The following is a 22,624-nucleotide window of genomic DNA, read 5'->3' as shown; positions in this document are numbered from 1 at the left end:
TTTTCAGGACGTTATCGCAATCGCAGGCAGAGATTTGGTTTGCGCTTAAACCTAATTGCTGGCTTGCTGAACTACGAACTGGCACATGCCTCCTGATTCATGCAGGAGGTCTAATGAACTCTCAAAAGGAGAAAATATGGCTACTAAAATTTTCGTGAATCTGCCTGTAAAAGACCTGAATCAGTCTGTCGAATTTTTTACAAAACTTGGCTTCAGTTTTAACGCTCAATTTACTGATGAAACGGCGACTTGCATGATTGTCAGCGATGACATCTTTGTGATGCTATTGACTCACGACAAGTTTAAGACGTTTACTCCGAAAGAAATTTGTGATGCAACCAAAAGCACAGAAGTGCTGGTTTGCTTATCTTCTGACAGCCGAGAACAAGTCGATGAAATGGTTCGCAAAGCAGTCGCCGCTGGTGGATCAACTTACAATGACCCACAAGACCACGGTTTTATGTACGCACATGGGTTTCAAGATTTAGATAGCCATATTTGGGAACTTGTCTACATGGAACCTAGTGCAATAAATCAAGGTTGAAAATGAAATCAGAGGAATGCTATTCACGGGTCGATCGTTGTGATGGTGAAAGGAATTTCAGGTTGAACGATCGCTAACGCAGACTGCAACGCCTGGAAGCGGTTTTCCATTTGGTAAATTTGTGGCGATCGCATACTTAGAAACTCTTTGCCCACAACTAACTCGGTAGTCCCCGAATGTCATCAACTGTTCGGGGTGTAGGGACAAGAACGTGCAACTCCAGCTTAGGCTTCCGGGAGGAGATACATGAGGCTATCAATCAAGCGATCGCTCTCCATCGGAAGAATATCCTGACTGTGAAGCACTTTCTGTACCAGCATGAAATGAACTAAGGCACCTATCAAAATGCGTGCGGTTGCTTCGGGGTCGGCAATCTTTAAGTTTGGATACGATGCCAGATACTGGCTCAAGGTTTCAATGCCAGGTTTTACTAGCGTGCGAACAAAGATTTGCGCCAGTTTGGGAAAGCGCCCAGACTCGCCAATAATTAGCCGCAAAAGGGCAATTTCTTCACTATCACAAATGATCTCATTCAATGCCTTCGTTAATAGCTGCCGCAACATGACCCGACCATCTCCTTGCGGTAGCAGGGAACGTTGGATGATGGAAAGCTTTTTGTGAGCAAACCGTTGGATGAGGGCGGTGAACAATCCTTCTTTATCTTGAAAGTAACTGTAAACCGTTGCTTTGGATACGCCAGCCGCCTTCGCCACCCGATCCATGCTGGTGGCGGCATAGCCATGCACCAAAAACTCTTGCATTGCGCCTGTCAATATCTGTTCGGCTTTCTCTCCCAACCCATCCTGCTTCGGTTCCGTCATCTTCGTCTGTCTCATTCATTCCCGATCTGATTGTCACAGTCATTCTAGGGGCATTCGCTTTGAGGAGTTCTAGAGAATTTTCAGGACTCCCTTGACGTTACTATACTAAACCGTTTAGTTTAGTTATAGAAAACTAAACGGTTTAGTTTAGTTGCTTCCTAGAACTGGGGAATCTGACAGATGATGCAAGAAGTGGCAGCAGGTAATCCATCCTCGAAACGTCTTTCCCGACCACTGGCTCTGCTGGCGATCGCTGCAACGCTGGCAACAAGTGGAGTGATGGCATATAGCGTTTCGCAAGGGCGTATCCAGCAATCCAGCCCGACCCCATCCACAGTTATCAGTACGCCCCAAATCCAGACGGTGACAGCGTTGGGACGCCTAGAGCCAGAGGGGGAAGCGATCGCGCTTTCTGCACCCACATCTGCTGAGGGGAATCGAGTGGATCAACTGTTAGTCAAAGAAGGCGATCGCGTTCGTAAAGGACAAGCAATTGCGATACTCAACAGTCGCGATCGCCTTCAGGCATCTGTGATGCAGGCACAAGAACAGGTGCGAGTTGCCCAAGCCAAACTCGATCAGGTGCGTGCGGGAGCCAAGACGGGCGAAATCCAGGCGCAACGCTCCCAGATTGCCCAACTGGAAGCTGAACGGGTTGGGGACTTGAACGCGCAAGCCGCTACCGTTGCCCGTCTGGAAGCGGAAGTGCAAAATGCACAGGTGGAGTATCAGCGCTACGCATTGCTTTACCAAAATGGAGCCGTTTCGGCATCCCAGCGCGATAGTAAGCGGCTGATATTGACAACTTCCCAAAAGCAACTCCAAGAAGCGCAAGCCGCCCGCGATCGCACTCGCAATTCTCGCCAACAGCAACTAAATGAAGCCCGCGCCACCCTGGAGCGAATTGCAGAGGTGCGCCCAGTAGATGTGCAGGTAGCCCAAGCTGATGTCAGACAAGCCTTAGCAGCCGTTGAGCAAGCCAAAACAAACTTAGAGCAGGCATCCGTGCGATCGCCTCAGGATGGTCAAATCCTCAAAATCTACACCCGTCCCGGAGAACTAATTAGCAATGACGGGATTGCCGAAATTGGGCGAACGCAACAGATGTTTGCGATTGCAGAAGTTTATCAGAGTGACATCAAGAACATCCGTCCAGGGCAAACGGCGCGGGTGAGTAGTGACTCCATTGACAGCGAACTCAGCGGTACTGTCGAACAGGTTGGCTACAAAGTTCTGCGCCAAGACATCGTGAACAGCGATCCCTCCGCCAATATTGATGGACGGATTGTGGAAGTCAAAATTCGTCTGGATGCAGATTCTACTCGCAAGGCTGCCCGACTCACGAATCAGCAAGTCAAGGTAGTCATTGAACTATAGCAATCCTAATTAATTCAAAAAATCAGGGATCTCTCTTCTTACTCTTCCTTCGCGCTCTTTGCGTCTTCGCGGTTCCTAAAAAAATTTACAACTCAAATAGGACTGCTATATGATTGGCTTCCAACAACTCCAACGCCGGACACCTTTAGGATGGCTACAACTGAGTCATCAAAAAGGAAAACTGGTCGTAGCGTGTGCCGGTGTTGTGTTTGCAGATGTCTTGATGTTGATGCAGTTGGGGTTTCAGGGTGCGCTATTCAACAGTGCCGTTCTTGTCCACAATAGCGTTCGCGCCGATGTCGTTCTGCTCAGCCCTCAAGCTCGCAATCTAACGAATATGTCGTCCTTCCCGCGACGGCGTTTGTACCAGTCGATGGATATTCCGGGCGTTCAGTCTGCGGAAGCACTCTACGCCAACATGGTGAACTGGAAGCATCCCACCACCCAGCGCGAAACCAGTATGCTGATGTTGGGATTTGACCCTAACAGCTCAGTCTTTGAGCAACCAGACATTAACAAACAATTAAACCAGATTAAGCTGCCTAACACGGTTTTGTTTGACAGCGGTAGCCGTGGAGACTACAAAGCAGCGATCGCGCAACTCGAACAAAACCAGCCACTAAAGACAGAAATTGAGCGGCATAGTGTTACCATTGCTGGCAAAATTCGCATCGGGTCTTCCTTTGGTGCAGACGGACACCTGATTACCAGCGACCAAAACTTTCTGCGGCTGTTTCCCCGCAGACAGGCAAGCAGCGTCAGTGTCGGCTTACTGCAACTGCAACCTGGAACCGATCCAGTGCAAACAGTACAAGCTTTGAAAGCACACTTGCCGAATGATGTTCGGGTTCTGACTCGGCAGGAATTTATCGAGTTTGAAAGAAGCTACTGGGCAAAGAATACACCGATTGGATTTATTTTTAACTTGGGCGTGACAATGGGCTTCATTGTTGGCGTCATTATTGTCTACCAAGTTCTCTCAACGGATGTGAACGCACACATGGGAGAATACGCCACTTTCAAGGCAATGGGCTACCGCAATCGCTACCTACTTATGGTGGTGTTTGAAGAAGCCGTTATCTTAGCAATCATCGGCTTTATCCCTAGTATTGCCATTTCCGCAGGACTGTACCGCCTGACTCGTAATGCGACGAATTTGCCTCTGTACATGACTGTGGCGCGAGGGATTTTCGTGCTGATGTTGACGATGGTGATGTGTACCCTTTCTGGAGCGATCGCTACCCGCAAATTGCAATCCGCTGACCCGGCTGATATGTTTTAGGTTTATATTATTATGTCTCTTCAACCTGTCATCTCTATTCACAACCTCGATCACTACTTTGGTCAAGGTCAACTACGCAAACAAGTTTTATTTGACATCAGTTTAGAAATCAATGCTGGTGAGATTATCATCATGACCGGGCCTTCTGGTTCCGGTAAAACCACGCTGCTAACTTTAGTTGGTGGATTGCGCTCTGCCCAATCGGGTAGTCTCAAGGTGTTAGGGCAAGAACTCTGTGGTGCAAATCCGACAGCACTGGTACAAGCGCGACGGCACAATGGTTATATCTTTCAGGCGCACAACTTGCACGGTAGCTTAACGGCACTCCAGAACGTCAAGATGGGCTTAGAGTTGCACAGGGATATTTCTCCACACCAGATGCGCCAGCGCTCAGCCGAAATGCTAGAACAGGTAGGATTGGGAAATCGGATCAATTACTATCCTGCCGATCTGTCGGGTGGACAAAAGCAACGGGTAGCAATCGCCCGCGCCTTGGTAAGCCATCCCAAACTAATTCTTGCTGACGAACCGACTGCTGCTCTCGATAGCAAATCCGGTCGTGAAGTCGTTAGCCTGATGCAAACACTAGCAAAAGAACAAGGTTGCACCATTCTACTGGTGACTCATGACAACCGCATTTTGGATATTGCCGATCGCATTGTTCACATGGAAGATGGACACTTAATAAGTGATACTGCCAAGGTTGCAGCGGTCACTTAGGAACTGCTTTTAAATAGATGACTAGAGGCAATGTGCAACTTTTTAATTTGTAACAAAGCCATTAAACTGCAAAAGCTCCCAACCGCATGGCAGATTCTTATTGTGGGTCTTTTTGTTGTCGGCGTTGCTGGAGTAATCATCGGTGCATGAGAAAATAGATACCCGCGAGAGACTATCTACAGAGGTTGAGAAAAGTATTCAAAACTATTGGTATGAAGGGCGCTGTCCTCAAAGTGGTGAACTACTGAGACTACCCCGCACCGAGGAAGCAGAAGCGATCGCTAGAGAGTTAATGCAGCATCTTGCCAATAATGACTGTTATTCCGATGAAGGCAAGATGTATGGAATCCTGCTGGTTGAACTGCCGAATGGCGAACAACAGATACTTAAAGCCTTCTCCGGTCTTCTCAATGGTAATAGTACAATCGAGGGCTGGGTGCCGCCAATTCCGGGACGAGACGAAGTTGCCCTAGAAGAAGCTTGCACTTTAGCCCAACTGGAGGCGATTAAGCAAGAACTGATTACCCTAAAGCAACTTCCAGAATGGCAGCAGTACGAAACCCTGTCTCGCCAGTTTGAACAGCAGTTGCAAGAAATGAGCGATCGCCATCGAGATTGCAAGCAGCAACGACACCGAAAACGTCAGCTAATCTGCGAAACACTAACTGGAGAAGCGCTGACGATTGCCCTCGAAGAACTTGACGAAGAAAGTCGTCAGCATGGAATTGAGCGACGAATGCTCAAACGCCAGCAGAATAAAGTGTTGCAGCCACTTAAGGAATTGATTGAAGCAACCCAGGCGCGGATGCGCGAACTCAAAAAACAGCGCAAAGAACTATCCCGCGAATTGCAGACTCAGATGCACGCGGCATATAGCCTGACTAATTTTGCAGGAGAGTCTCTATCGTTGCAGGAATTGATGCCAGGAGGCTCGATGCCGACTGGAACCGGAGACTGTTGCGCGCCTAAGCTGCTGCACTATGCGGCAACGCATGGACTGAAGCCATTGGCAATGGCAGAGTTTTGGTGGGGGTCATCATCAGCCGATGGTGACAAAATTCAGGGAGAATTTTATGGAGCCTGTGCAGAACGCTGTCAGCCACTGATGGGATTTTTACTATCGGGATGGGAACCCTCCCCCCCCTTTCCTTCCCCCCTCCCCCCCCTTAAAAAGGAGGGGATGGAAGAGAGAGTAAGAAGCCCCTCCCCTATTAGGGGAGGGGTGTGGGGAGAGGTCCCCATTGTTTATGAAGACGAATGGCTGATTGCGGTGAACAAACCCGCAGGGTTCCTATCAGTACCTGGTCGTTATCACCACACCTTTGATAGTGTCGTCAGTCGCTTGCGTCATCTGTTACCGGATGGCATGGAGATCGCATCTGTGCATCGTCTAGATCAAGAAACATCTGGTATTCTCTTGCTGGCACGCGATCGCCATACCCATCGCCAACTCGGTTGGCAGTTTCAGCAGCGCCAAGTTCACAAGGTTTATGAAGCCCTACTTTCCGATTCTGTGACAGCTGAGCAAGGTGCGATTGAATTACCGCTGTGGGGAGATCCAGAGAATCGTCCCTATCAGAAAGTCGATGAACGCGGTAAAGCCAGCTTGACTCGCTTCCAAGTTATCGCCAAGGAAGATAACTATACTCGTGTAGAGTTTATGCCATTAACCGGACGCACCCATCAGATCCGGGTGCATTCTGCCGATCCGCAAGGACTTGGCGTAACAATATTAGGCGATCGCCTTTATGGATGTCGTGCAACTGTCAGTCGGTTACATCTGCACGCCAGGGAACTTCGCTTTGTGCATCCGCAATCTGGACAACCTTTGCATTTACAAACAAAGACACCGTTTTGATGAATTGCTCTGATGACGGTAACTTATCAAAAGGCGATTCGGCGCTTCAAAAAGACCCCCGCAAAACACTGATTCCAAAAGTGGACAAAACACCCCCAGAACCGATGGCAATCGTTTTGCCATCCGGACTAAAGGCAATGCTGGTTGTGTATATGCGACCAAGATTTTGGTCGTTAATAGAAGGCTCAAACAGTGTTTTAAGTAGCGTTCCAGTCCGCAAATTCCACAATTTAACTGAATGATCCCAAGCAGCCGTAACCAGTTTCTGCCCATCAGGGCTAATTGAAATGGAAGCGGAACCTCCGGGTAATGTGTGGAGAAGCTGCTTTGTTCTTAGGTTCCATATCTTGATGGAATCTGCAACACTGACCAGAGTCTGCCCATCGGGAGCGATCGCAATGGAACTAATTGGGCTAGTCTGTCCTTCGAGAGTACCCAGCAGTTTTCCTGTCTTGACATCCCATAGCTGAATGCTGGTGTCCGTACTGGTATTTTGATCCACATATTCTCCACCGCCAGTCGCGAGTATCTGACTGTTTGGGCTGAGGGCAATCGACCGAATCGGGGTTGATTGTGGATTGATAGTCTGTAGCCGTTTGCCTGTTTTCAGGTTCCACACCAACACTTTCTTGTCATTACTGGCACTGACTAAAGTTTGCCCATCGGCACTGATTTCAAGGTGATTGACTGGTTGTGAATGACCGTTCAAGGTGCGGAGAAGTTTATTCGTTTTCAGATTCCACACCTTAATCGTTTTGTCATTATCCTGTGCCTTACGGTCAACAGTCACCAAGGTTTGGGTATCGGGAGTAATTGCAACGACGCCTGCGGCATATATTTTTTCATTCAGGGTACGCAGCAGCTTACCTGTTTTGAGGTTCCACAGCTTGAGTGCCCCGCCAGGGCTATGGCTAACCAGGATTTGACTATTCGTATTGAAGGTTAGAAAAGTAACATCGCTGTTATGCCCGCTTAAATTGTAGATTGGCTCAAAGTCTCTTTTGGAGTTAGCGGTTGTTGCACTGGGTTGGGTTGAGGGTTGGGCTGTTGACGGGAGTTTAGCGATCGCGCCAGTGGCAATTGTTGCCATAACAGCCAGAGCGAGCGCGTTTTTCCAAGACAATTGCTTGAGATTTTTCATATAGATAGGTATATAGCTCAGGTAGGACAAAAACTTTATGACTCGCCGATACAATCCAATAAGACGGCAGTTGTATATGCAAATGTTGCCGTCATAACAGCTACAACAGCCCGACCTTAACAAAGCAATTTGCGATCGCACATCACCCAGTTGATTCACCCAACTGATTGATGCTTTTTTGAACTGGCAGGTCTTACGGCATGAACGCGCCTACGCTTACGCCCTACCTGACCTAGAATTTTTCAAGAGTTTCAGGAGTTTTGAATCGTCTTTCAAGGGGTTAAAAACCAAAGTTGATTTCTGACCCCCGACTCTCTGAAATTGTCCAATTGGTGTTCATTGTTCTGCTTAAAGTCACCCAGCACATCCATGACTTTTCCACTCAAAGCATCTTTGAAGAGCCGGGGAAATCCGCCAAAAATGGTGAAACGGTCAATATACCAACATTGGTTGGTGCGGATCGTCCTCCGATCTATTTCTTACTTTCGTAGGGACATCTGGCTGATCGTCACGCTCTTGCTTCTGATTGGGGCATCGGTGCTTTGCAACCTTCTCAACGCTTGGCCTATGGCGATTCTCGTTGATACGGTTCTCTCTCCAACCCCGAAACCCAACTGGATTCATCGGCTGTTTCTTGCCCCGTTTGGGGAAGGCAAGCTGAACCAAATTTTCGGAATGGCGTTCGTGGCGATGCTCATCAGGATACTGAGCGATAGCGTCATGATGCTCCGTAAGATGTTGAACTACCGCATCCAGTACAACGGAACCTTGCGGGTTCGCACCGAACTCTACGACAAAATGCAGGGGCTGAGTCTCGGCTGGCACGGTTCGCGATCGCAGGGCGACGCCATCTATCGGTTGAGCTACGATAGCCTCGGCCCTTGGGGGGTGATCGATACGCTGATCGGCTCTACCGCTGCATCGGTGACGCTGACGGCGATGATCTGGATCATGCTGTCGCGCCATGTCCTTCTCACCGTGTTCGCACTTTCGTTCACGCCGCTTCTGTTACTGGCAAATTGGTACTTCGAGGGCAGGATTCGGCGTCGGGCGTTCGAGTCAAAGCAGACCGATGCGGTCATGACCTCGACCATGCAGCAAGCGATAGAGTTGATCGGACTCATCCAGTCTTTCCGTCGAGAAGCGACGGAGTCGCGGCGCTTCACGCGGGTGGTCGATCGCAGCGTCGCTGCCTCCATGCGGCTCCATTGGCAGGAAAACCTGTATCCGCTCGCGGTTCAGGTAGTCTTCGCTCTGGGAAGCGGGGTAATCTTCGGCTACGGCGGGTATCTGGTCTATCGCGACCAGTTTTTGCGCCAGGTGCCGAACGGCCTGACCCTCGGCGATCTGATCGTATTCTTGGCGTACCTTAATCAGTTCTGGGACCCAATCGGTTGGGTGTTGGGGTTCACGACCAAGATCCAGACATTCGTAGCTTCATGCGATCGCGTCTTTACGGTCATTGACGAGCCACCGACCATAAAGGACGAGCCTGATGCGCGATCGTTTCCCGTCCATCCCCGCACCCTAACCCTTTCCAACGTGAGCTTTGAGTACATCCCTGAGCGACCCGTGTTACGGGAAATCGATGCAACTATCGAACCGGGTCAGATGGTGGCGTTTTTGGGTCCAAGCGGCACAGGAAAAAGCACGTTGCTCAATCTCTTGCCGCGCTTCTACGACCCAACAAACGGGAGCGTTCAACTGGACGGTTTCGATATCCGCATCCTTAAGGTTGCCGATGTCCGTAAACACATGGCGCTGGTTACGCAAGGCAGTCCGCTTTTCCCCGGAACGATTGCGGAGAATATTACCTATGGCTGCGAGGAAGCGACCTTGCAAGAGATTCGGGAGGCGGCGGTGGAATCCGGGGCGGCTGAGTTCATCGAAGCCTTGCCGGAGCGGTACGATACGATGCTCAGCGAGGGCGGACAGAACCTTTCCGGCGGACAGCGGCAGCGTTTAGCGATCGCGCGGGCGCTAGCGACGAAGGCTCCGATACTCATCCTCGACGAACCCACGAGTTCGCTAGATTTGAAGCACGAGCAATGGGTGATAGAAACCCTCCAGCGTCTGCGTCGCAAAAGAACCATTATCTTAGTGACGCACCGACTCGAAACTGCCGTAGACTGCGATCGCATTTTTGTGATGCAGGAGGGCGAGATCGTCGAGGAAGGCACTCATTCCGAACTCCTTACCCAAAAAGGACTCTACTTCCGAATGTTGGGTTACAAGCCATCCTCAACCTGACGACGCTGGAAAATTGAAATACTTTAAGCTCATTCCCCGCCTGAAGGTCGGAGGATAAGCGCTAAAGCAGTCTAATTCCACGATTCTCACCGGGGATTTTGACCGGGTAATTATCGCACCCGGCAGCATTCTGGAACAGGATGGGAAACGACAGTTTCAGATAGGCTATGAGTGTCTAGGAATGTCCCTCTAATCAAGACATTGGAGTTCGCATGGCAACTTATCTGGTTACGGGTGCTAATCGGGGAATTGGTTACGAATATTGCCGTCAACTGCAAGTGCGGGGCGATCGCGCGATCGCTGTTTGTCGCACTGCTGCTGAGGAGTTGAAGCAGCTAGGGGTGCAGGTTGAGGAGGGGATTGATATTACCTCTGATGCTTCCGTTGCTTCTTTGCGCGATCGCCTGGGTGACACGACGATTGATGTTCTGATTAATAATGCCGGAATTATCAAGCGCGTGACGCTGGAAAACTTGGATTTTGAGAACATTCGAGAACAGTTTGAGGTTAATGCGCTGGGACCTTTACGGGTGACTCATGCGCTATTGCCACTGCTCAAAGCAGGTTCCAAAATCGCCTTGATGACAAGTCGGATGGGTTCAATTGCAGACAATACCTCTGGCAGTTCCTATGGCTATCGGATGTCTAAAGTGGCGTTATCGATGGCTGGCAAATCGCTATCTCTCGACCTCAAACCGCGTGCGATCGCGGTGGCAATTCTGCATCCAGGGTTAGTTCAAAGTCGTATGACGAACTTTACTGGCATTACGCCGGAAGAGTCGGTGAAGGGGTTGTTGGCTCGGATTGATGAGTTGACGTTGGAAAATACAGGTACTTTTTGGCACGCCAATGGAGAAGTGCTGCCTTGGTAAGTAACCAATTACTAATTACCAGAAGCTTGCCAAATCGGAATTCCTGCTACCGTTGGAACAGCCAACATCTGACCATCTGGGCTAAATAATCCTGTACTAGCACCACTACTCACATCAAAACCACGAAGAGGCCATTCTTTGCGAATTTCGACATTAATAATACGTGAACCAGCTACCTGACCAGCAACCAAGTAGGTTTTAGCATCAGGACTGAGTGATAACTGGTCATCCGTTCTGTCTACCGAAGCCGAAACAGTACGCACAGTTGCACCCGTTTTCACGTCCCAAGTGCGGAGGTGAGCTTCATATATCGCGTCTTTTGACAGGCTGGTTAACGTTCGACCATCCGGGCTAAACGCCATGCTCTGGGGAAGTAACTGATCTTTTTCTTTTAGGGTATGGAGGAGTTGACCTGTGTTAGGATTCCAAAGTTGAATCAAGCCTTGCCAGTGATAAGTTCCTCCTTTGAGGATAGATTGATTGGAACCGAGGCTGGCTAACACTTGGCTATCAGGGCTAAAACGCACCCCTCGTAAAGATTTGATATTACTCTTTAATACAAAGCGCTTTTCGCCGGTTGCTACATCCCATAGCTGAATCTGCGGATTTTCGGAACCAAAATATTTTCGGGCGCTACTGGCAATAGATTGTCCGTTTGGGCTAAATTCCAAGCTGGAAATAATGCTAGCCGGGAAATTTTCCCCAGAATCCTTAGAGCCGCGAAACTCTGCGCTATTGGTAAAAATTGGTTTTTTCCAGATCGGTTCTCCGGTTTTGCTATTCCACAGACCAACTGCTATTGATTTATCAATTTGCGAGTAGACGATGCTGGCAACAAACTGTCCATCAGCGCTGATGGCAACATCTCCAAAGGAAGTCGTATCGTCGGCTTTGATAGATGAGAGTAATTCCCCTTTCCTTACATCCCACAATTGAATGGCTTTACCCCGTTCACCATTACACACGAGTAGAAGTCCATTCGAGCTAAACTTGGCATAGCTTGCGACAGTGGGTAACGTGTGAACTAGCTTGGAGTTTTCCCAAGATGGTTTAGCTTGAGCTACGGAAGGGGTTGGCGCTTGAGCGAAGAAGCCAGCCGATTGTGCCACAGATGTCCCCACAACTGTAGCGATCGTGAGGACTGTCACTGTTAAGGCAGTTGTTTTCTTCATACTCAAGGCAAAAGTAGTAGTGATTCACTACTAACTAATGACTCTCGATGAATGGTTCTGTTTCCCTTGGCTTGGCAACATTTCGCCCAAGCTAGAGGCATGAATAGATGAGGCTTCGTTTGCGATCGCCTTCTTTTAGAATTGCTTGTAAGTTGGACGGTTTGCCTCGCTTCCTTTTGAACATGAGGCTGCGATCGCGTGTGGTCAAATTCGTGCGTGTCTTGCCAGTGCGGTAATTCCGATTGGTGCCTATGATTTACAAATTGCAGCGTTAGAGAAGCTTTCTGAAGGAATCGCTCTTGCAAATAATTTAACTCTGGTGACACATAATACAAGAGAGTATGGGCGGATTGAGGGGTTGCAGATTGAGGATTGGGAAATTGAGGCGTAAAGACAGTGCAATGTGCTTGTAGCTGCTTGAATTGAGGGTTGCGCGAACGTACAAAATCAACCTTCAAGAAACACTCTAAAGTCTTAATAGAGGTTTGATGTGCAGAGCTACTCCTTGCATTGATTCATGTATATTCTGGAATACTGTAGTTTCTTTAGTAAATTAGGCAGCTTTTTTAGCTGGATGAGGTGCTTCATTGCCGAATGCGAAAATATTGAACATAATATTATAGTAAGCCCCATAAAGACAAGGATAAAGTCGAGCCATATGTCTTCTTATACGCTTGATACTGGAAAAAAATATATTAAAGATATCTTCTCTGCTGATAGCTTTTACAATGTACCTGAGTATCAACGCCCATATGTTTGGGGTAAGTACCAGGTAGTTGCTTTACTTGATGATATCCGCAAAGCTATGGAGAGGGACAAAGATAAGGAGTATTTCTTGGGCTGCATGGTTTGGAATACTAAGCAATCTAAGGAGGGAGATTTCGTTTATATTTCTCAAGATATACTAGATGGTCAACAAAGATTTATAACCCTTTACCTCTTACAGGCAGTATTAAGAGACTTATCAAAAAGCAAGGAGTTACAAAACAAAATTCGGACTCGGATGAGGCAGGAAAGGGATGAGTTTGACGGCATTCCCGAAAGAAATAGAATAGAGTTTGAAATAAGGAAAGACAAAGAATTTTTAGAAGAATATGTACTCAAAAATAATGGAACAAAAGATTTCGATAGTCTTAGATCAATTTCTCAGGATAAGAACAATGATGTTTCTGTCAAAAATATGGCAGCGGCGATTTTAGAACTGCACGCTTGGTTTCAAGAGCTGTCTAATGAGGGATTGGAGGTAGAACAGTATTTAAAAGATTTTTATGCTTATCTTTGCACGAAAGTTTTGATTATATACTTGTCAACTCCTAACAACCTTGATGATGCATACAATTTATTCACAGTACTAAATAGCCGAGGCCTTCAACTACAGGCAAGTGATATTTTGAGAGCACAAAATTTAAGGCACATAAAAGACCAGGAAGACAGAAAAGAATTTGCTGAGAAATGGGAGAAATATGAAAGTGCTATTGATGAACCATATAACTCATTCGATGAATTTCTATGGGCTGTTGTTTTCATAACAATGAAGTATAGAAGCGATGACAACCAAAGCCTTAACAAAGCATTCGAGTTTATGTATAAAAGAAATATGCTAACTAGAGGGGAGGGTACTTTTGAGGTCATTGGTCGTTATGCTAAACATTTGCAAGCCATTACTAGCAATGATATTTGTTGTAAGGAGGCTGGAAACTTTTTTGTAAACCTTAACTATATACTGACAAAAACTTACGGAAACGCCTATATTGCTCCTTTGATGCATTACAGAGAGTGTTTTAAGGAGTTTAGAATATATGATTTCCTAATAAAGTTAGATAACCTTTGCTCAGTCTACTGGTTGACGGGTAAAGGTAATTTTCAGTCAAGAATTTTTATTATTTTAAGGAAAATGGAGGAAATATCGAAGCAAGATGGCGATTTAAAAGAATTAGCCTCACAGTTTCTTGATTCTCCTGTCCTAAAATATGAATATCAAGATGAAAAAGCTTCTACTGCTGTTAATATTGAATATTTTCTGGATTTTCTTGATAATGAAAAATGGGGTGAATATTCAGGGCAGAGAATTAGCAAAACTCGCTATTTGCTATTGAAAATTGATCTTTTAACTAGCAGCCTAAATTCTCAACTCTATTTCGATAGACTTACTTCATCAGTAGAGCATTTAATGCCTAGAAGCTTAAGTAAAGCATTATCTAATATTTCAGACCTTGATCATAAAAAATGGGTTCATAGGCTGGGAAATATAGTTCTTGTAGATAGAAAAAAGAATTCATCATTAAGTAACAAAGAATTTCATGACAAAAAAACTAAATATAAAGGATCTATAGAGAATAGAGCAAATACTAACTATATTTTTATGTCGTATAACGATTGGAATATAGAAACAATTCGAGATAATCATTATCGAGTCTTTGATTTGCTAAAGACATACTACTTAGGTAATTCTTTTGAGACAGTCAAGAATTTATTAAAAAATTAAACAGTACAAAAGTCTAGCTCAAAGCGATGCTCCGAAAGTGCTATTTCGACTTTCGTTTCGACTTGGGAAGCGTTCGGTGTGCGCCAAAGTATTTTTCACTGCGATAGCGAAGCCACACCCGCAACTGCTGCGGAATCTGGTCTTTTTGTTCTTTCGTCAGCGTATTGTAAAGAGCTAAGGCGCGATCGCGTTCTCCCCGACAAGCAGCATTATTATGATCATCCCAGTAGCTACGGGCAACCCGAATCCGCCGACAGACTTCCTTGATGAATGCAACTCCTGTGAGGGGATTTTCCTGCTTTGACATAATTCAATATTGCTGACTGGTGCGATCGTAGCTTATTGAAGAATCAGTAAAATAGCTCTAAACAGACACCTTATTGATGCCTTGGAGGCGATCGCAATGTCTTTGATCGTTGAAGTGAGTGAATCAGGCACCTTACAGCTACCTGCCGAAATTTTACAGGTAATTCAGCCCAATAGCCGCTTTGTAATAGAAGTGGAAAGCGATCGCTTAATCCTGTCCCCCGTTCCCCCAGCGCAACCCTTTTGGGCAACCGCCACGCCTGAAGAACGGGCAGAACGATTAATGCAGTGGGTACAAAGCCATCAGAATGGTGCAAACCTAACTGATGAAGCGTTACGTCGGGAAAACATCTACGACTAATGACCGACTATCTCCTCGATACCAATGTTTTACTTCGCATGAGTGACAGCACTTCACCAGTGAACTTACTAGCTGGTAGAGCAACAGCTACTCTTCTAAGGCAACGAGATCGCGTTTTCATCACCAGTCAGAACATTATTGAGTTCTGGGTTGTTGCAACTCGTCCAGCACAAGTGAATGGATTGGGATGGAGTGTCGAACAAACTCGTACTGAAATCGAGCTGATTCTAAATCAGTTCCCGCAGCTTGAGGAAACGCCACAAATATTCCCTCACTGGTTCAATCTGGTGACAAGCTACCAACTTCAGGGTAAGCGTGTACATGATGCCCGGTTGGTTGCCGTGATGTTAGCGCATGGTGTAACGCATTTACTGACGTTTAACCCAAATGATTTCCGGGGCATCAATGAAATTGTAGTAGTTCATCCCCAAGCGTTAGCGTAGCGGCGACACAGTCGCATCGCGAACCCAGAGACGGAAGGCTAGATGCAAGGAAAATACTACTTCGACTTTCGTTTCGACTTGGGCGGCGTTCGGTGTGCGCCAAAGTATTTTTCACTGCGATAGCGAAGCCACACCCGCAACTGCTGCGGAATCTGGTCTTTTTGTTCTTTCGTCAGCGTGTTGTAAAGGGCTAAAGCGCGATCGCGTTCTCCCCGACAAGCAGCATTATTATGAGCATCCCAGTAGCTACGGGCAACCCGAATCCGCCGACAGACTTCCTTGATGAGTGCAACTCCCGTGAGAGGATTTTCCTGCTTTGCCATACTTCAATCAGAACGCCCTACCCTAAATCCTAACCTGTAGCATTAAGGCGATCGCTCCTTCTTCGATTTAGTGTTTGGAAGGATTGTGCGATCGCCTTTCTTTAAAATTACTTGTAACTTGAGGAGATGCCCCAATGGAGCGCATCTTCAATAATTCTTCTGCTGCTCATCCACAAAACACCACAGCCATTGCTCTCCTAACTCCGCTGAGCTGATTACAGTGTGTCCGGTTTCCTCATAGTGACGACGAGCATGCTGATGTTCTGACGAGTCGCAGCACAGCATCTTACCGCACGTCTGACAAATGCGAAGATGCACCCAGCGACCATTGATCCGAATGCACTCTTCACAGCGAAACACCGGATAGTTGGCTTTATGGATTAGGTTTTGCAGCGTCACTTCATTGAGGTGTTGGCAGGACATAGGGTTTCCGAATCAATGTATGAGTTGGAGTCGCTCATTGGATGCTTCCAATTCTAGAGGCTAAACAAGCGATCGCTTGCTTTCTGCACCCCTTGAAGATATTGCTGTACGTTCAGTTGTCAAAGCTGAGTTGTTCTAGGGTGCGCTGCGGTGTAACAACCCAACTCGTCTACGGAGAACACCAATGATTTCACCCAATAGCATCAACAGCCGATAACTTAGCCTAAAAATAGAAAATTCCTACATCGTCTTCCGGTTTCTGAATTAGAAACCAAGAACTGAGAGCTGAAACAGCCGAATAAACTCGAAGTTAAGTCAATCTTTCTGATTTAGAGCCTAACGATAATGCGATCGCCACTTCTTCTAAGTCTAATAATCGGTGTAGCCAGTAGTGTTCTAAGCGTCTCTATTCCTAACTCCCCGTTCCTGGCGGCTGAAACCACTACTCCGAATCAAAGGCTACTCAATCAACCTCGACAAGTCTCACCACAAGTTGCGCTGACACTCGAACGGACAGCCTGTTTTGGCTTTTGCCCCATTTATAAGCTCACTGTTTATGGCAATGGCAAGGTGGTTTACGAGGGCAAACGGTTTGTGAAAGTGACTGGCACCCGAACAACAACTATCAGTAAAACAGCAGCGAGAAAGCTCATTGCAGACTTTCAAAAGCTCAATTACTTCAAGCTTCAAGACAGCTATACAGGTGGACACACCGATGCACCTTCTGCCATCACCTCATTGACAATCGGCAAGAAACAAAAAACAGTACACCATTACCTTCCTTCACCTGATGCACCGACTCAACTAACAGAATTGGAAAATAAAATCGATACCGTAGTGAATTCTAAGCAGTGGATTGGAACAGATGCTGAACGCGCCCCACGGGGAACTACGAAGTAATTAAATTGGCATCCCGCGCAACTTGCCGGAGGCATCTCGCTCCTGCTCAATTGCTACAAAACTTTGCCCCGTAGATAGTCGCAATCAGGCTATTCGAGAATCCACAAAATAGTCCTAAACAGACGGTCGCTGCGCTAGTATGATGCACAAGGAAGTTGCGTGTTAACTGAGGTAAAAGCCGAACGCAACAGAGCGATCGCAGCTAGAGTATAGGACAACACAACAGGCAGAACGGTTAAGAACTGCGGGTCTCGATCCAGATACGTGCCAGATACGTGAAATTATCCCGCGAAGGGTTCGTTCATTTTGATTACCGAAGGTTTCCCGATGTCAAAATCTCCCTCGATTATCAATGCTGATAGGAGTCGCTCGGTTACTCCAGAACTTCTGAAAGGTTTGGAAGGTTTCCTTGCCTTTATCGATAACGGAACAGATATCGAGGCAGTTTTTGATATTGCTGCTGCCTTAGCCAACCATGAAGTTTCTGCTGCTGCGATTACCTATCTCAAGTCCTATCCTGAAATCGCTCAACTTTTTGAAGAACAATATATTGCACCGACTCCCAATCTAGAAGCGTTACTCAAGCTGCCTGAAGATTCGTTAGGCTTTGCCTATGCCTCTCATATGCGAGCAGCCAACCTCGATCCAGAGTTTTATCGCCAAGTCGAGCTTCAAGATGACACAAGCTATTTAGCACTGCGTATGCGACAAACTCATGATATTTGGCATACCGTGACAGGATTTGGCACCGATCCTGTTGGAGAGATTGGACTGCAAGCATTTACGCTCGCGCAAAATCGCTCTCCCCTTGCAGTGATGTTGATTGCCGCAATCACCTTGAATACGATCAAGATGAACAGCGATTTAAACCCGCTTGTAAGTCTCATTCAGCAGAGCTACGATTTGGGGGATCGGGCAAAACCCTTTCTAGGGCAGAAGTGGGAAGAGGCTTGGGAAAAACCACTAGCAGACTGGAGAGCGGAGCTAAATGTCACTCCTTTTCGCCATGTTTGAGCAGAGCTAGCGGTTGTTTAATCTGCCACGTTTGAGCCTGGGATTCCAGCAAAGACTGATGGTAATTTGTCCACGTAGAGTGATGCCCGACACTCAAAAAAGTCGTCCCTTTCGCGTGTAAATTCAGAGTACACGCGAATCGGTGGCTGCGGCTATCAAGCGAGCGCGCTAGGTGAATCGCCACTGCTAATCCTTATCTTCTCCATCCTTCTCCTCTTGTCCATCCTTCTCCTCATCGTCATTTTGATCGGATGAGCCAGTGGTCTCTTGCCCCTCGTTATCGTCATCATCAGCCTGATTACCCTGGTTGGATTCTTTTTCCGATTCTTGTACAGGGTCGGAATTTTTAGCGGCTTCACCACAACCAATCAGAACGATATTCCCTGCGAACATCACAAGCAGACTCAAGCAAAAAGCACTAAAAGATTTATTCCACAGCGGTATCATTTGGGATTTGGATTCTCCATCAATACGATTCATATCTTTTTAAACTTTAGCGAACTGCACGGGATTTAAACCTTAGATTTGATATGTCTATGGTCATGGATTGGCTTATCTCTGGACTTGTGCTTGCCAGCTTCCATTGACTCGGCTATTTCAATCAGCAGGTATTTTTTCACAAATGGGATGCTTCTGCCATCGCCCTTTAGGTAGTCGATGGCAGTTCCAACAACTCCGGTTGTTCTTCGACAAGAGCTAGGGGTTGTTTAAGCTGCCAAGTCCTATCCTGGGAGAGTTCCAGCAATGACTGATGATAATTTGCCAACGTAGCACGATGTCCCACACTTAAGAAAGTAGTCCCTTTTGCCTGCAAATGTTGATACAACCGTTCCTCGTTATCCAAATCTAGGGCGCTAGTTGCTTCATCTAGGATGGCGTAGTTGGGTTTGTTCAGCAGCAACCGGGCGAAAGTTAGCCGTTGTTGTTCGCCCAAAGAGAGGACATCTGCCCAATCCTCCTGGGCATCAAAACCGCCAAATCTTTCCTCTAAACCTGCTAAATTAACCTGTTCCAGCACTTGCTTTAAGTGTTCGTCGTCAACCTCAAGATGCGTGTTGGGATACAGCAATTGATCGCGCAGAGTACCAAGCACCATGTAGGGACGTTGCGGCAAAAATAGGATCTCGTCGGATTCAGGACGAACAATTTTCCCTGTACCAGAATCCCACAAACCTGCGATCGCTCTCAGCAGCGAACTCTTACCACAACCACTTGGTCCCATCACCAAAAGTCCCTCTCCCGCAGGTAACTGTAGCGACAAATCTTCGACTAATGTGCGCTGATAGTTAGGCGTTTGCAGGCTGAGATGTTCGACTGCCAGCCGATCTGCTGATACCGTCTGAATCCTGGGTTGCTCATCGGATGCCCGATCTGCCTCTGCCTGTTCTAAAAACTGGGCAAAGGTATAAAGACGATTAATCCCAGCGCCAAAAGTGGTCAATTGCTGGAAGCGGGCAACGACAACATTGAGCGAGAAAAAGACGCGGACAAAAGCCCCCTGTGCCTCAGAAACTTTACCCACCTCCATTTCCCCGGCAAAAATCGCGGGTGCGACAACTAGGGCAGGCAGGACGAAGGGGATGAACTCATAAGCGTTGGTGAGAACATTTAAGTTTAATTCCCAAACCAGCAGGCGTTTGACGTTCTCAAACACATCAAGGAACCGATGCTTAACTTGGTTTGACTCCTGTTCTTCCCCTCGATAGAATGCGATCGCTTCCGCATTCTCCCGAATCCGCACCAAACCAAAGCGGAGATTCGCTTCTCTCTTCAATTGTTCAAAGTTGAGTCGGACAAGCGGCTTACCAAATACAAAAGTTGTTACTACTGTCCCAATTAGGGCATACAGCACCAGAAACAACACCAGGGGTTTAGAAATGCCCCAGAGTACGCTGCTGAAGGCGATCGTTGACAGCACAGACTGCACCAACACCAGTACAAAGGTGAGAGATTCCTGGGTAAAACTCCTAACATCCTCTGCAATCCGCTGATCTGGGTTATCGATTTCAGTGCCTGAGATATGCAGATTGTAATAGGCGCGATCGCGAAAGTAGTTATCCACGAATCGATGGGTGAGCCATTTCCGCCATTGCAAACTCAGGCGATCGCGTAAATAGGTATACCCTGCGAGCAATGGTGCATAGATCACCAACACAGCGATGAAAATGATGACAGTTTCCCAGAAGCGTGGCTCATCACGGGCTGAGAGGGCTGAAATCAGCACTCCTCGCTTGTTGTTGAGAACTACACTCAATCCCGTATACGCCAGCAGTAACAGCACTACGCCCAGCAATAACCCTCTGGCTTGCCATTTTTCATCCCCTGACCAATAGGACTTAGCGATCGTCCAGAACTGCTGGACTACATTGAAATTCAATCGATCCATCGGCTTATTTTCCTTACTTTGGCTGTCAGGAGATAATGAATAAAGGCGAATCAGAGCGAAATCTGCTCAACGATTGGTGCAACTCATCTCTGGACAATTGTTAAATTATGCTACAAATTTTTAACATGGTGAGTATCCCAGAGTAAGAGATTGAGATGATTGCAATGCCCTCTCAAGGGGCAGGCGGGCAAAACGTCAATAAGGTACCAACTTCTGAGCGCAGTTGCAGCCAATCAATACAAACTTCTGTCAAATCTTCAGGTATAAAAGTGCGGAGTGCGATGCCAATTGCAGAAGCTAACTATATAAAGACGCGAATCATAAGTGATGAATGGGCAACTTTAGCAGAAAACTAGCTGGTTTATACTCAGCTTGATTTGTGAATAAAGAGCATTACCGCGATCGCAGAAAACACAACCACGTCAATCCATTAATCAACAACCGTTACTTTGGTACCTAACTTCACCCAACCCTTCTCAATTAACTGCTGCAATGTGTTTGAGTCGAGATGGATGCAGCCACCTGAGTTAGCTTGACCAATATTCTCCGGATTGGGTGTACCATGAAGTGCGATTGAGAACCAGTAGGGCGTTCCCTGAAATGTACTCATTTTAGGACCCGTGATGCTTGTCGTTGAAGTGAGTCCGATATAGCCATTTCCATAGGCACTGTCTGGGCTACCGTTCCCATCAAAGTCAAGAGAACTCATGTTCTTGAATAGCTGAGTTAATCCTTGCCGAGGGCTAACTAAGTTGCGATACTGAGTAACTTTAATAAAACGCTTAACGTTATTTTGGGAAATCTGGTTGTACTCAGACTTTTTGTAGAGAATCAAGTCTACGCTCATCTCGCCTGTGGGAGTAACAAAGTCATTCATGTTTTGTTTGTCTTTGAGGCCGCCCTTACCAATACCAATACTTGCTTTGTAAATTGGAACGCTTTGGTTATTGAGTACCTCCAAGCGCTTGTCTACTCGATGAATGAGCAGCGAGTAACGTTCTTCGTGAATGCTGTTGAGTTTATCAGCATTATTTACGGATGGTGGCAAGGATTGTGGCTTGGCTTCAATTACGTTTTTTGGAGTTGAAACGACAGCATCAGATGATGTACAAGCGCATAGCGCTATTGGTAGTGCAACTAAGAGCCAGTTTGAGATGAGACGAGATGTTGTAAACACAACTAACCTAACTGGGGCTTGCTCAACTATTTCTCATCATATAAGGGAGATCCTCTAAATTGTTCTTCTACGCAGGACACGAGAATAAGCGATAGAGGATGCTGCGTTGTTGGCTCAAGTGGTTCAATACATTGGCGTATCTGCAACTTTGCTTGGTTAAAAGCTGTCAGCCACGAACTGATAGTCCGAAAATACCAAGGCATTGGCTCCCACTTGTCCTCGCCAAAGCTCGTGAAGCACTCGGTTCGCCAGCCCTCCTTGTAGGCGGTGTCGCCACAGGCACTCCACGGGTGAACCGTCTGCACAACAAGGTGTCCATTAGGCGCTAGAACTGTACCCAGTGCAGCCAGCAGCGGTACAATGGTTTCCCCTAACAGTGAGAAGTTACAAACTACGAGATCGTATAGTCCATCGAGTTGATTTGGATCGTTGGCGATCCGATCGTAGGTGAGGGTGCGAAACTTACCCCCACCTGCTGCCTGAGCTTGTTGAACTAAAGCAGAACTCCCATCTACTCCAAAGGCTTCGATACTGCGTTCGTTTAATGCGCGTACAAGCCAACCTTCACCGCATCCAACATCTAGCACGCGGCGAGGTTGCAGCGCCACCAAAACCTCCACAATGGCGGCATCAGTCACAACGCGGCGACTGGATATTAGACCTCTTGCAAAAGTCGTCGCTGGGGTAATATGGGGTCTAAAATTAGGCGATTGCTAGCTGCCGGTCATAAGTTTTACTCATCTTACCTTTGACTGAGCCGAAGTTCATA

23 protein-coding genes and 3 pseudogenes are annotated in these 22,624 nt (G+C 47.0%); 16 read left to right on the top strand and 10 right to left on the bottom strand.

The window, feature by feature from the left end; genetic code table 11:
- Window positions 1-96, top strand: a pseudogene (locus H6F52_RS25430) (IS5/IS1182 family transposase); the annotation flags it as partial.
- 40 nt (window positions 97-136) lie between these two features.
- Complete coding sequence (locus tag H6F52_RS02930) at window positions 137-544, top strand: VOC family protein (protein WP_190531799.1); 408 nt, start codon at window positions 137-139, stop codon at window positions 542-544.
- Window positions 545-768: 224 nt separating this feature from the next.
- Here the strand turns inward: H6F52_RS02930 and H6F52_RS02925 are convergent, their stop codons facing one another.
- Window positions 769-1,380 carry a TetR/AcrR family transcriptional regulator gene (locus tag H6F52_RS02925; RefSeq protein WP_190531797.1) on the bottom strand — a complete coding sequence of 204 codons (612 nt, stop codon included), beginning with the start codon at window positions 1,378-1,380 and terminating at the stop codon, window positions 769-771.
- A gap of 165 nt (window positions 1,381-1,545) precedes the next feature.
- On the opposite strand from H6F52_RS02925, the gene H6F52_RS02920 reads away from it, so the two are divergent.
- The 4 genes from H6F52_RS02920 (at window position 1,546) to H6F52_RS26325 (ending at window position 6,602) form a co-directional block, all read left to right on the top strand.
- Window positions 1,546-2,742, top strand: coding sequence for an ABC exporter membrane fusion protein (locus tag H6F52_RS02920; RefSeq protein WP_190531795.1), 1,197 nt, complete (start codon window positions 1,546-1,548; stop codon window positions 2,740-2,742).
- A gap of 109 nt (window positions 2,743-2,851) precedes the next feature.
- Window positions 2,852-4,024, top strand: a complete 1,173-nt coding sequence (devC, locus tag H6F52_RS02915; protein WP_190531793.1) for an ABC transporter permease DevC — start codon at window positions 2,852-2,854, stop codon at window positions 4,022-4,024.
- 12 nt (window positions 4,025-4,036) lie between these two features.
- Window positions 4,037-4,744, top strand: a complete 708-nt coding sequence (locus H6F52_RS02910; RefSeq protein WP_190531791.1) for a DevA family ABC transporter ATP-binding protein — start codon at window positions 4,037-4,039, stop codon at window positions 4,742-4,744.
- A 142-nt stretch (window positions 4,745-4,886) separates the two neighbouring features.
- Entirely contained in the window at window positions 4,887-6,602 is a 1,716-nt protein-coding gene (locus H6F52_RS26325) for a pseudouridine synthase (RefSeq protein WP_347276182.1), read from the top strand.
- Window positions 6,603-6,648: 46 nt separating this feature from the next.
- Here the strand turns inward: H6F52_RS26325 and H6F52_RS02900 are convergent, their stop codons facing one another.
- The gene (locus H6F52_RS02900; protein WP_206754023.1) at window positions 6,649-7,725 is read right to left on the bottom strand and encodes a WD40 repeat domain-containing protein; all 1,077 of its coding nucleotides are present in this window, start codon (window positions 7,723-7,725) and stop codon (window positions 6,649-6,651) included.
- Window positions 7,726-8,112: 387 nt separating this feature from the next.
- On the opposite strand from H6F52_RS02900, the gene H6F52_RS02895 reads away from it, so the two are divergent.
- Both H6F52_RS02895 and H6F52_RS02890 read left to right on the top strand, forming a co-directional pair.
- Window positions 8,113-9,993, top strand: a complete 1,881-nt coding sequence (locus H6F52_RS02895) for an ABC transporter ATP-binding protein (RefSeq protein WP_347276181.1) — start codon at window positions 8,113-8,115, stop codon at window positions 9,991-9,993.
- A gap of 212 nt (window positions 9,994-10,205) precedes the next feature.
- On the top strand, window positions 10,206-10,865 hold the full coding sequence (locus H6F52_RS02890; protein WP_190429566.1) for an SDR family oxidoreductase: 660 nt from the start codon (window positions 10,206-10,208) through the stop codon (window positions 10,863-10,865).
- 11 nt (window positions 10,866-10,876) lie between these two features.
- On the opposite strand, the gene H6F52_RS02885 is transcribed toward H6F52_RS02890, so the two are convergent.
- On the bottom strand, window positions 10,877-12,037 hold the full coding sequence (locus H6F52_RS02885; protein ID WP_190429565.1) for a hypothetical protein: 1,161 nt from the start codon (window positions 12,035-12,037) through the stop codon (window positions 10,877-10,879).
- A 151-nt stretch (window positions 12,038-12,188) separates the two neighbouring features.
- Here H6F52_RS02885 and H6F52_RS26320 point away from each other — a divergent pair.
- Window positions 12,189-12,428, top strand: a pseudogene (locus tag H6F52_RS26320) (virulence-associated protein); the annotation flags it as partial.
- A gap of 267 nt (window positions 12,429-12,695) precedes the next feature.
- The gene (locus tag H6F52_RS02880) at window positions 12,696-14,522 is read left to right on the top strand and encodes a DUF262 domain-containing protein (protein ID WP_190429563.1); all 1,827 of its coding nucleotides are present in this window, start codon (window positions 12,696-12,698) and stop codon (window positions 14,520-14,522) included.
- A gap of 40 nt (window positions 14,523-14,562) precedes the next feature.
- Here H6F52_RS02880 and H6F52_RS02875 read toward each other — a convergent pair whose 3' ends face one another.
- Complete coding sequence (locus tag H6F52_RS02875; RefSeq protein ID WP_190429562.1) at window positions 14,563-14,829, bottom strand: Precorrin-3B methylase; 267 nt, start codon at window positions 14,827-14,829, stop codon at window positions 14,563-14,565.
- A gap of 96 nt (window positions 14,830-14,925) precedes the next feature.
- Between H6F52_RS02875 and H6F52_RS02870 the strand changes: the two genes are divergently transcribed.
- Both H6F52_RS02870 and H6F52_RS02865 read left to right on the top strand, forming a co-directional pair.
- Complete coding sequence (locus H6F52_RS02870; RefSeq protein ID WP_190429561.1) at window positions 14,926-15,189, top strand: AbrB/MazE/SpoVT family DNA-binding domain-containing protein; 264 nt, start codon at window positions 14,926-14,928, stop codon at window positions 15,187-15,189.
- Entirely contained in the window at window positions 15,189-15,632 is a 444-nt protein-coding gene (locus H6F52_RS02865) for a type II toxin-antitoxin system VapC family toxin (RefSeq protein WP_190429560.1), read from the top strand. The genes H6F52_RS02870 and H6F52_RS02865 overlap by 1 nt, the downstream gene beginning before the upstream one ends.
- A 56-nt stretch (window positions 15,633-15,688) precedes the next feature.
- Here H6F52_RS02865 and H6F52_RS02860 read toward each other — a convergent pair whose 3' ends face one another.
- Together H6F52_RS02860 and H6F52_RS02855 are read right to left on the bottom strand one after the other, a co-directional pair.
- Window positions 15,689-15,955, bottom strand: a complete 267-nt coding sequence (locus H6F52_RS02860) for a Precorrin-3B methylase (protein ID WP_190429559.1) — start codon at window positions 15,953-15,955, stop codon at window positions 15,689-15,691.
- A gap of 147 nt (window positions 15,956-16,102) precedes the next feature.
- Window positions 16,103-16,378 (bottom strand): UBP-type zinc finger domain-containing protein, encoded by a 276-nt coding sequence (locus tag H6F52_RS02855; protein WP_190531784.1) that lies wholly within the window; start codon window positions 16,376-16,378, stop codon window positions 16,103-16,105.
- Between the two features lie 41 nt (window positions 16,379-16,419).
- Here H6F52_RS02855 and H6F52_RS02850 point away from each other — a divergent pair, with 41 nt between their 5' ends.
- The 3 genes from H6F52_RS02850 (at window position 16,420) to H6F52_RS02840 (ending at window position 18,292) form a co-directional block, all read left to right on the top strand.
- Entirely contained in the window at window positions 16,420-16,566 is a 147-nt protein-coding gene (locus tag H6F52_RS02850; RefSeq protein WP_190531782.1) for a hypothetical protein, read from the top strand.
- A 157-nt stretch (window positions 16,567-16,723) separates the two neighbouring features.
- A complete protein-coding gene (locus tag H6F52_RS02845) occupies window positions 16,724-17,278 on the top strand; it encodes a DUF6438 domain-containing protein (protein ID WP_190412476.1) in 555 nt (184 codons plus the stop codon).
- A 327-nt stretch (window positions 17,279-17,605) separates the two neighbouring features.
- Entirely contained in the window at window positions 17,606-18,292 is a 687-nt protein-coding gene (locus H6F52_RS02840) for a Coq4 family protein (protein ID WP_190531780.1), read from the top strand.
- A gap of 186 nt (window positions 18,293-18,478) precedes the next feature.
- Here H6F52_RS02840 and H6F52_RS02835 read toward each other — a convergent pair whose 3' ends face one another.
- Together H6F52_RS02835 and H6F52_RS02830 are read right to left on the bottom strand one after the other, a co-directional pair.
- Window positions 18,479-18,772, bottom strand: coding sequence for a hypothetical protein (locus H6F52_RS02835; protein ID WP_190531779.1), 294 nt, complete (start codon window positions 18,770-18,772; stop codon window positions 18,479-18,481).
- A 166-nt stretch (window positions 18,773-18,938) separates the two neighbouring features.
- A complete protein-coding gene (locus H6F52_RS02830; RefSeq protein WP_190531776.1) occupies window positions 18,939-20,678 on the bottom strand; it encodes an ABC transporter ATP-binding protein/permease in 1,740 nt (579 codons plus the stop codon).
- Window positions 20,679-20,785: 107 nt separating this feature from the next.
- Between H6F52_RS02830 and H6F52_RS26315 the strand changes: the two are divergent.
- Window positions 20,786-20,893, top strand: a pseudogene (locus tag H6F52_RS26315) (aminoacyl-tRNA hydrolase); the annotation flags it as partial.
- Window positions 20,894-21,108: 215 nt separating this feature from the next.
- Here H6F52_RS26315 and H6F52_RS02825 read toward each other — a convergent pair.
- Complete coding sequence (locus tag H6F52_RS02825; RefSeq protein ID WP_190531775.1) at window positions 21,109-21,726, bottom strand: L,D-transpeptidase; 618 nt, start codon at window positions 21,724-21,726, stop codon at window positions 21,109-21,111.
- Window positions 21,727-21,881: 155 nt separating this feature from the next.
- Window positions 21,882-22,493, bottom strand: coding sequence for a class I SAM-dependent methyltransferase (locus H6F52_RS02820; RefSeq protein WP_190531773.1), 612 nt, complete (start codon window positions 22,491-22,493; stop codon window positions 21,882-21,884).
- Window positions 22,494-22,624 lie beyond the last annotated feature (131 nt).

It is taken from the genome of Coleofasciculus sp. FACHB-542 (assembly GCF_014695825.1).
GTDB lineage: Bacteria > Cyanobacteriota > Cyanobacteriia > Cyanobacteriales > FACHB-T130 > FACHB-T130.
This window is presented reverse-complemented; position numbering and strand designations above follow the sequence as displayed.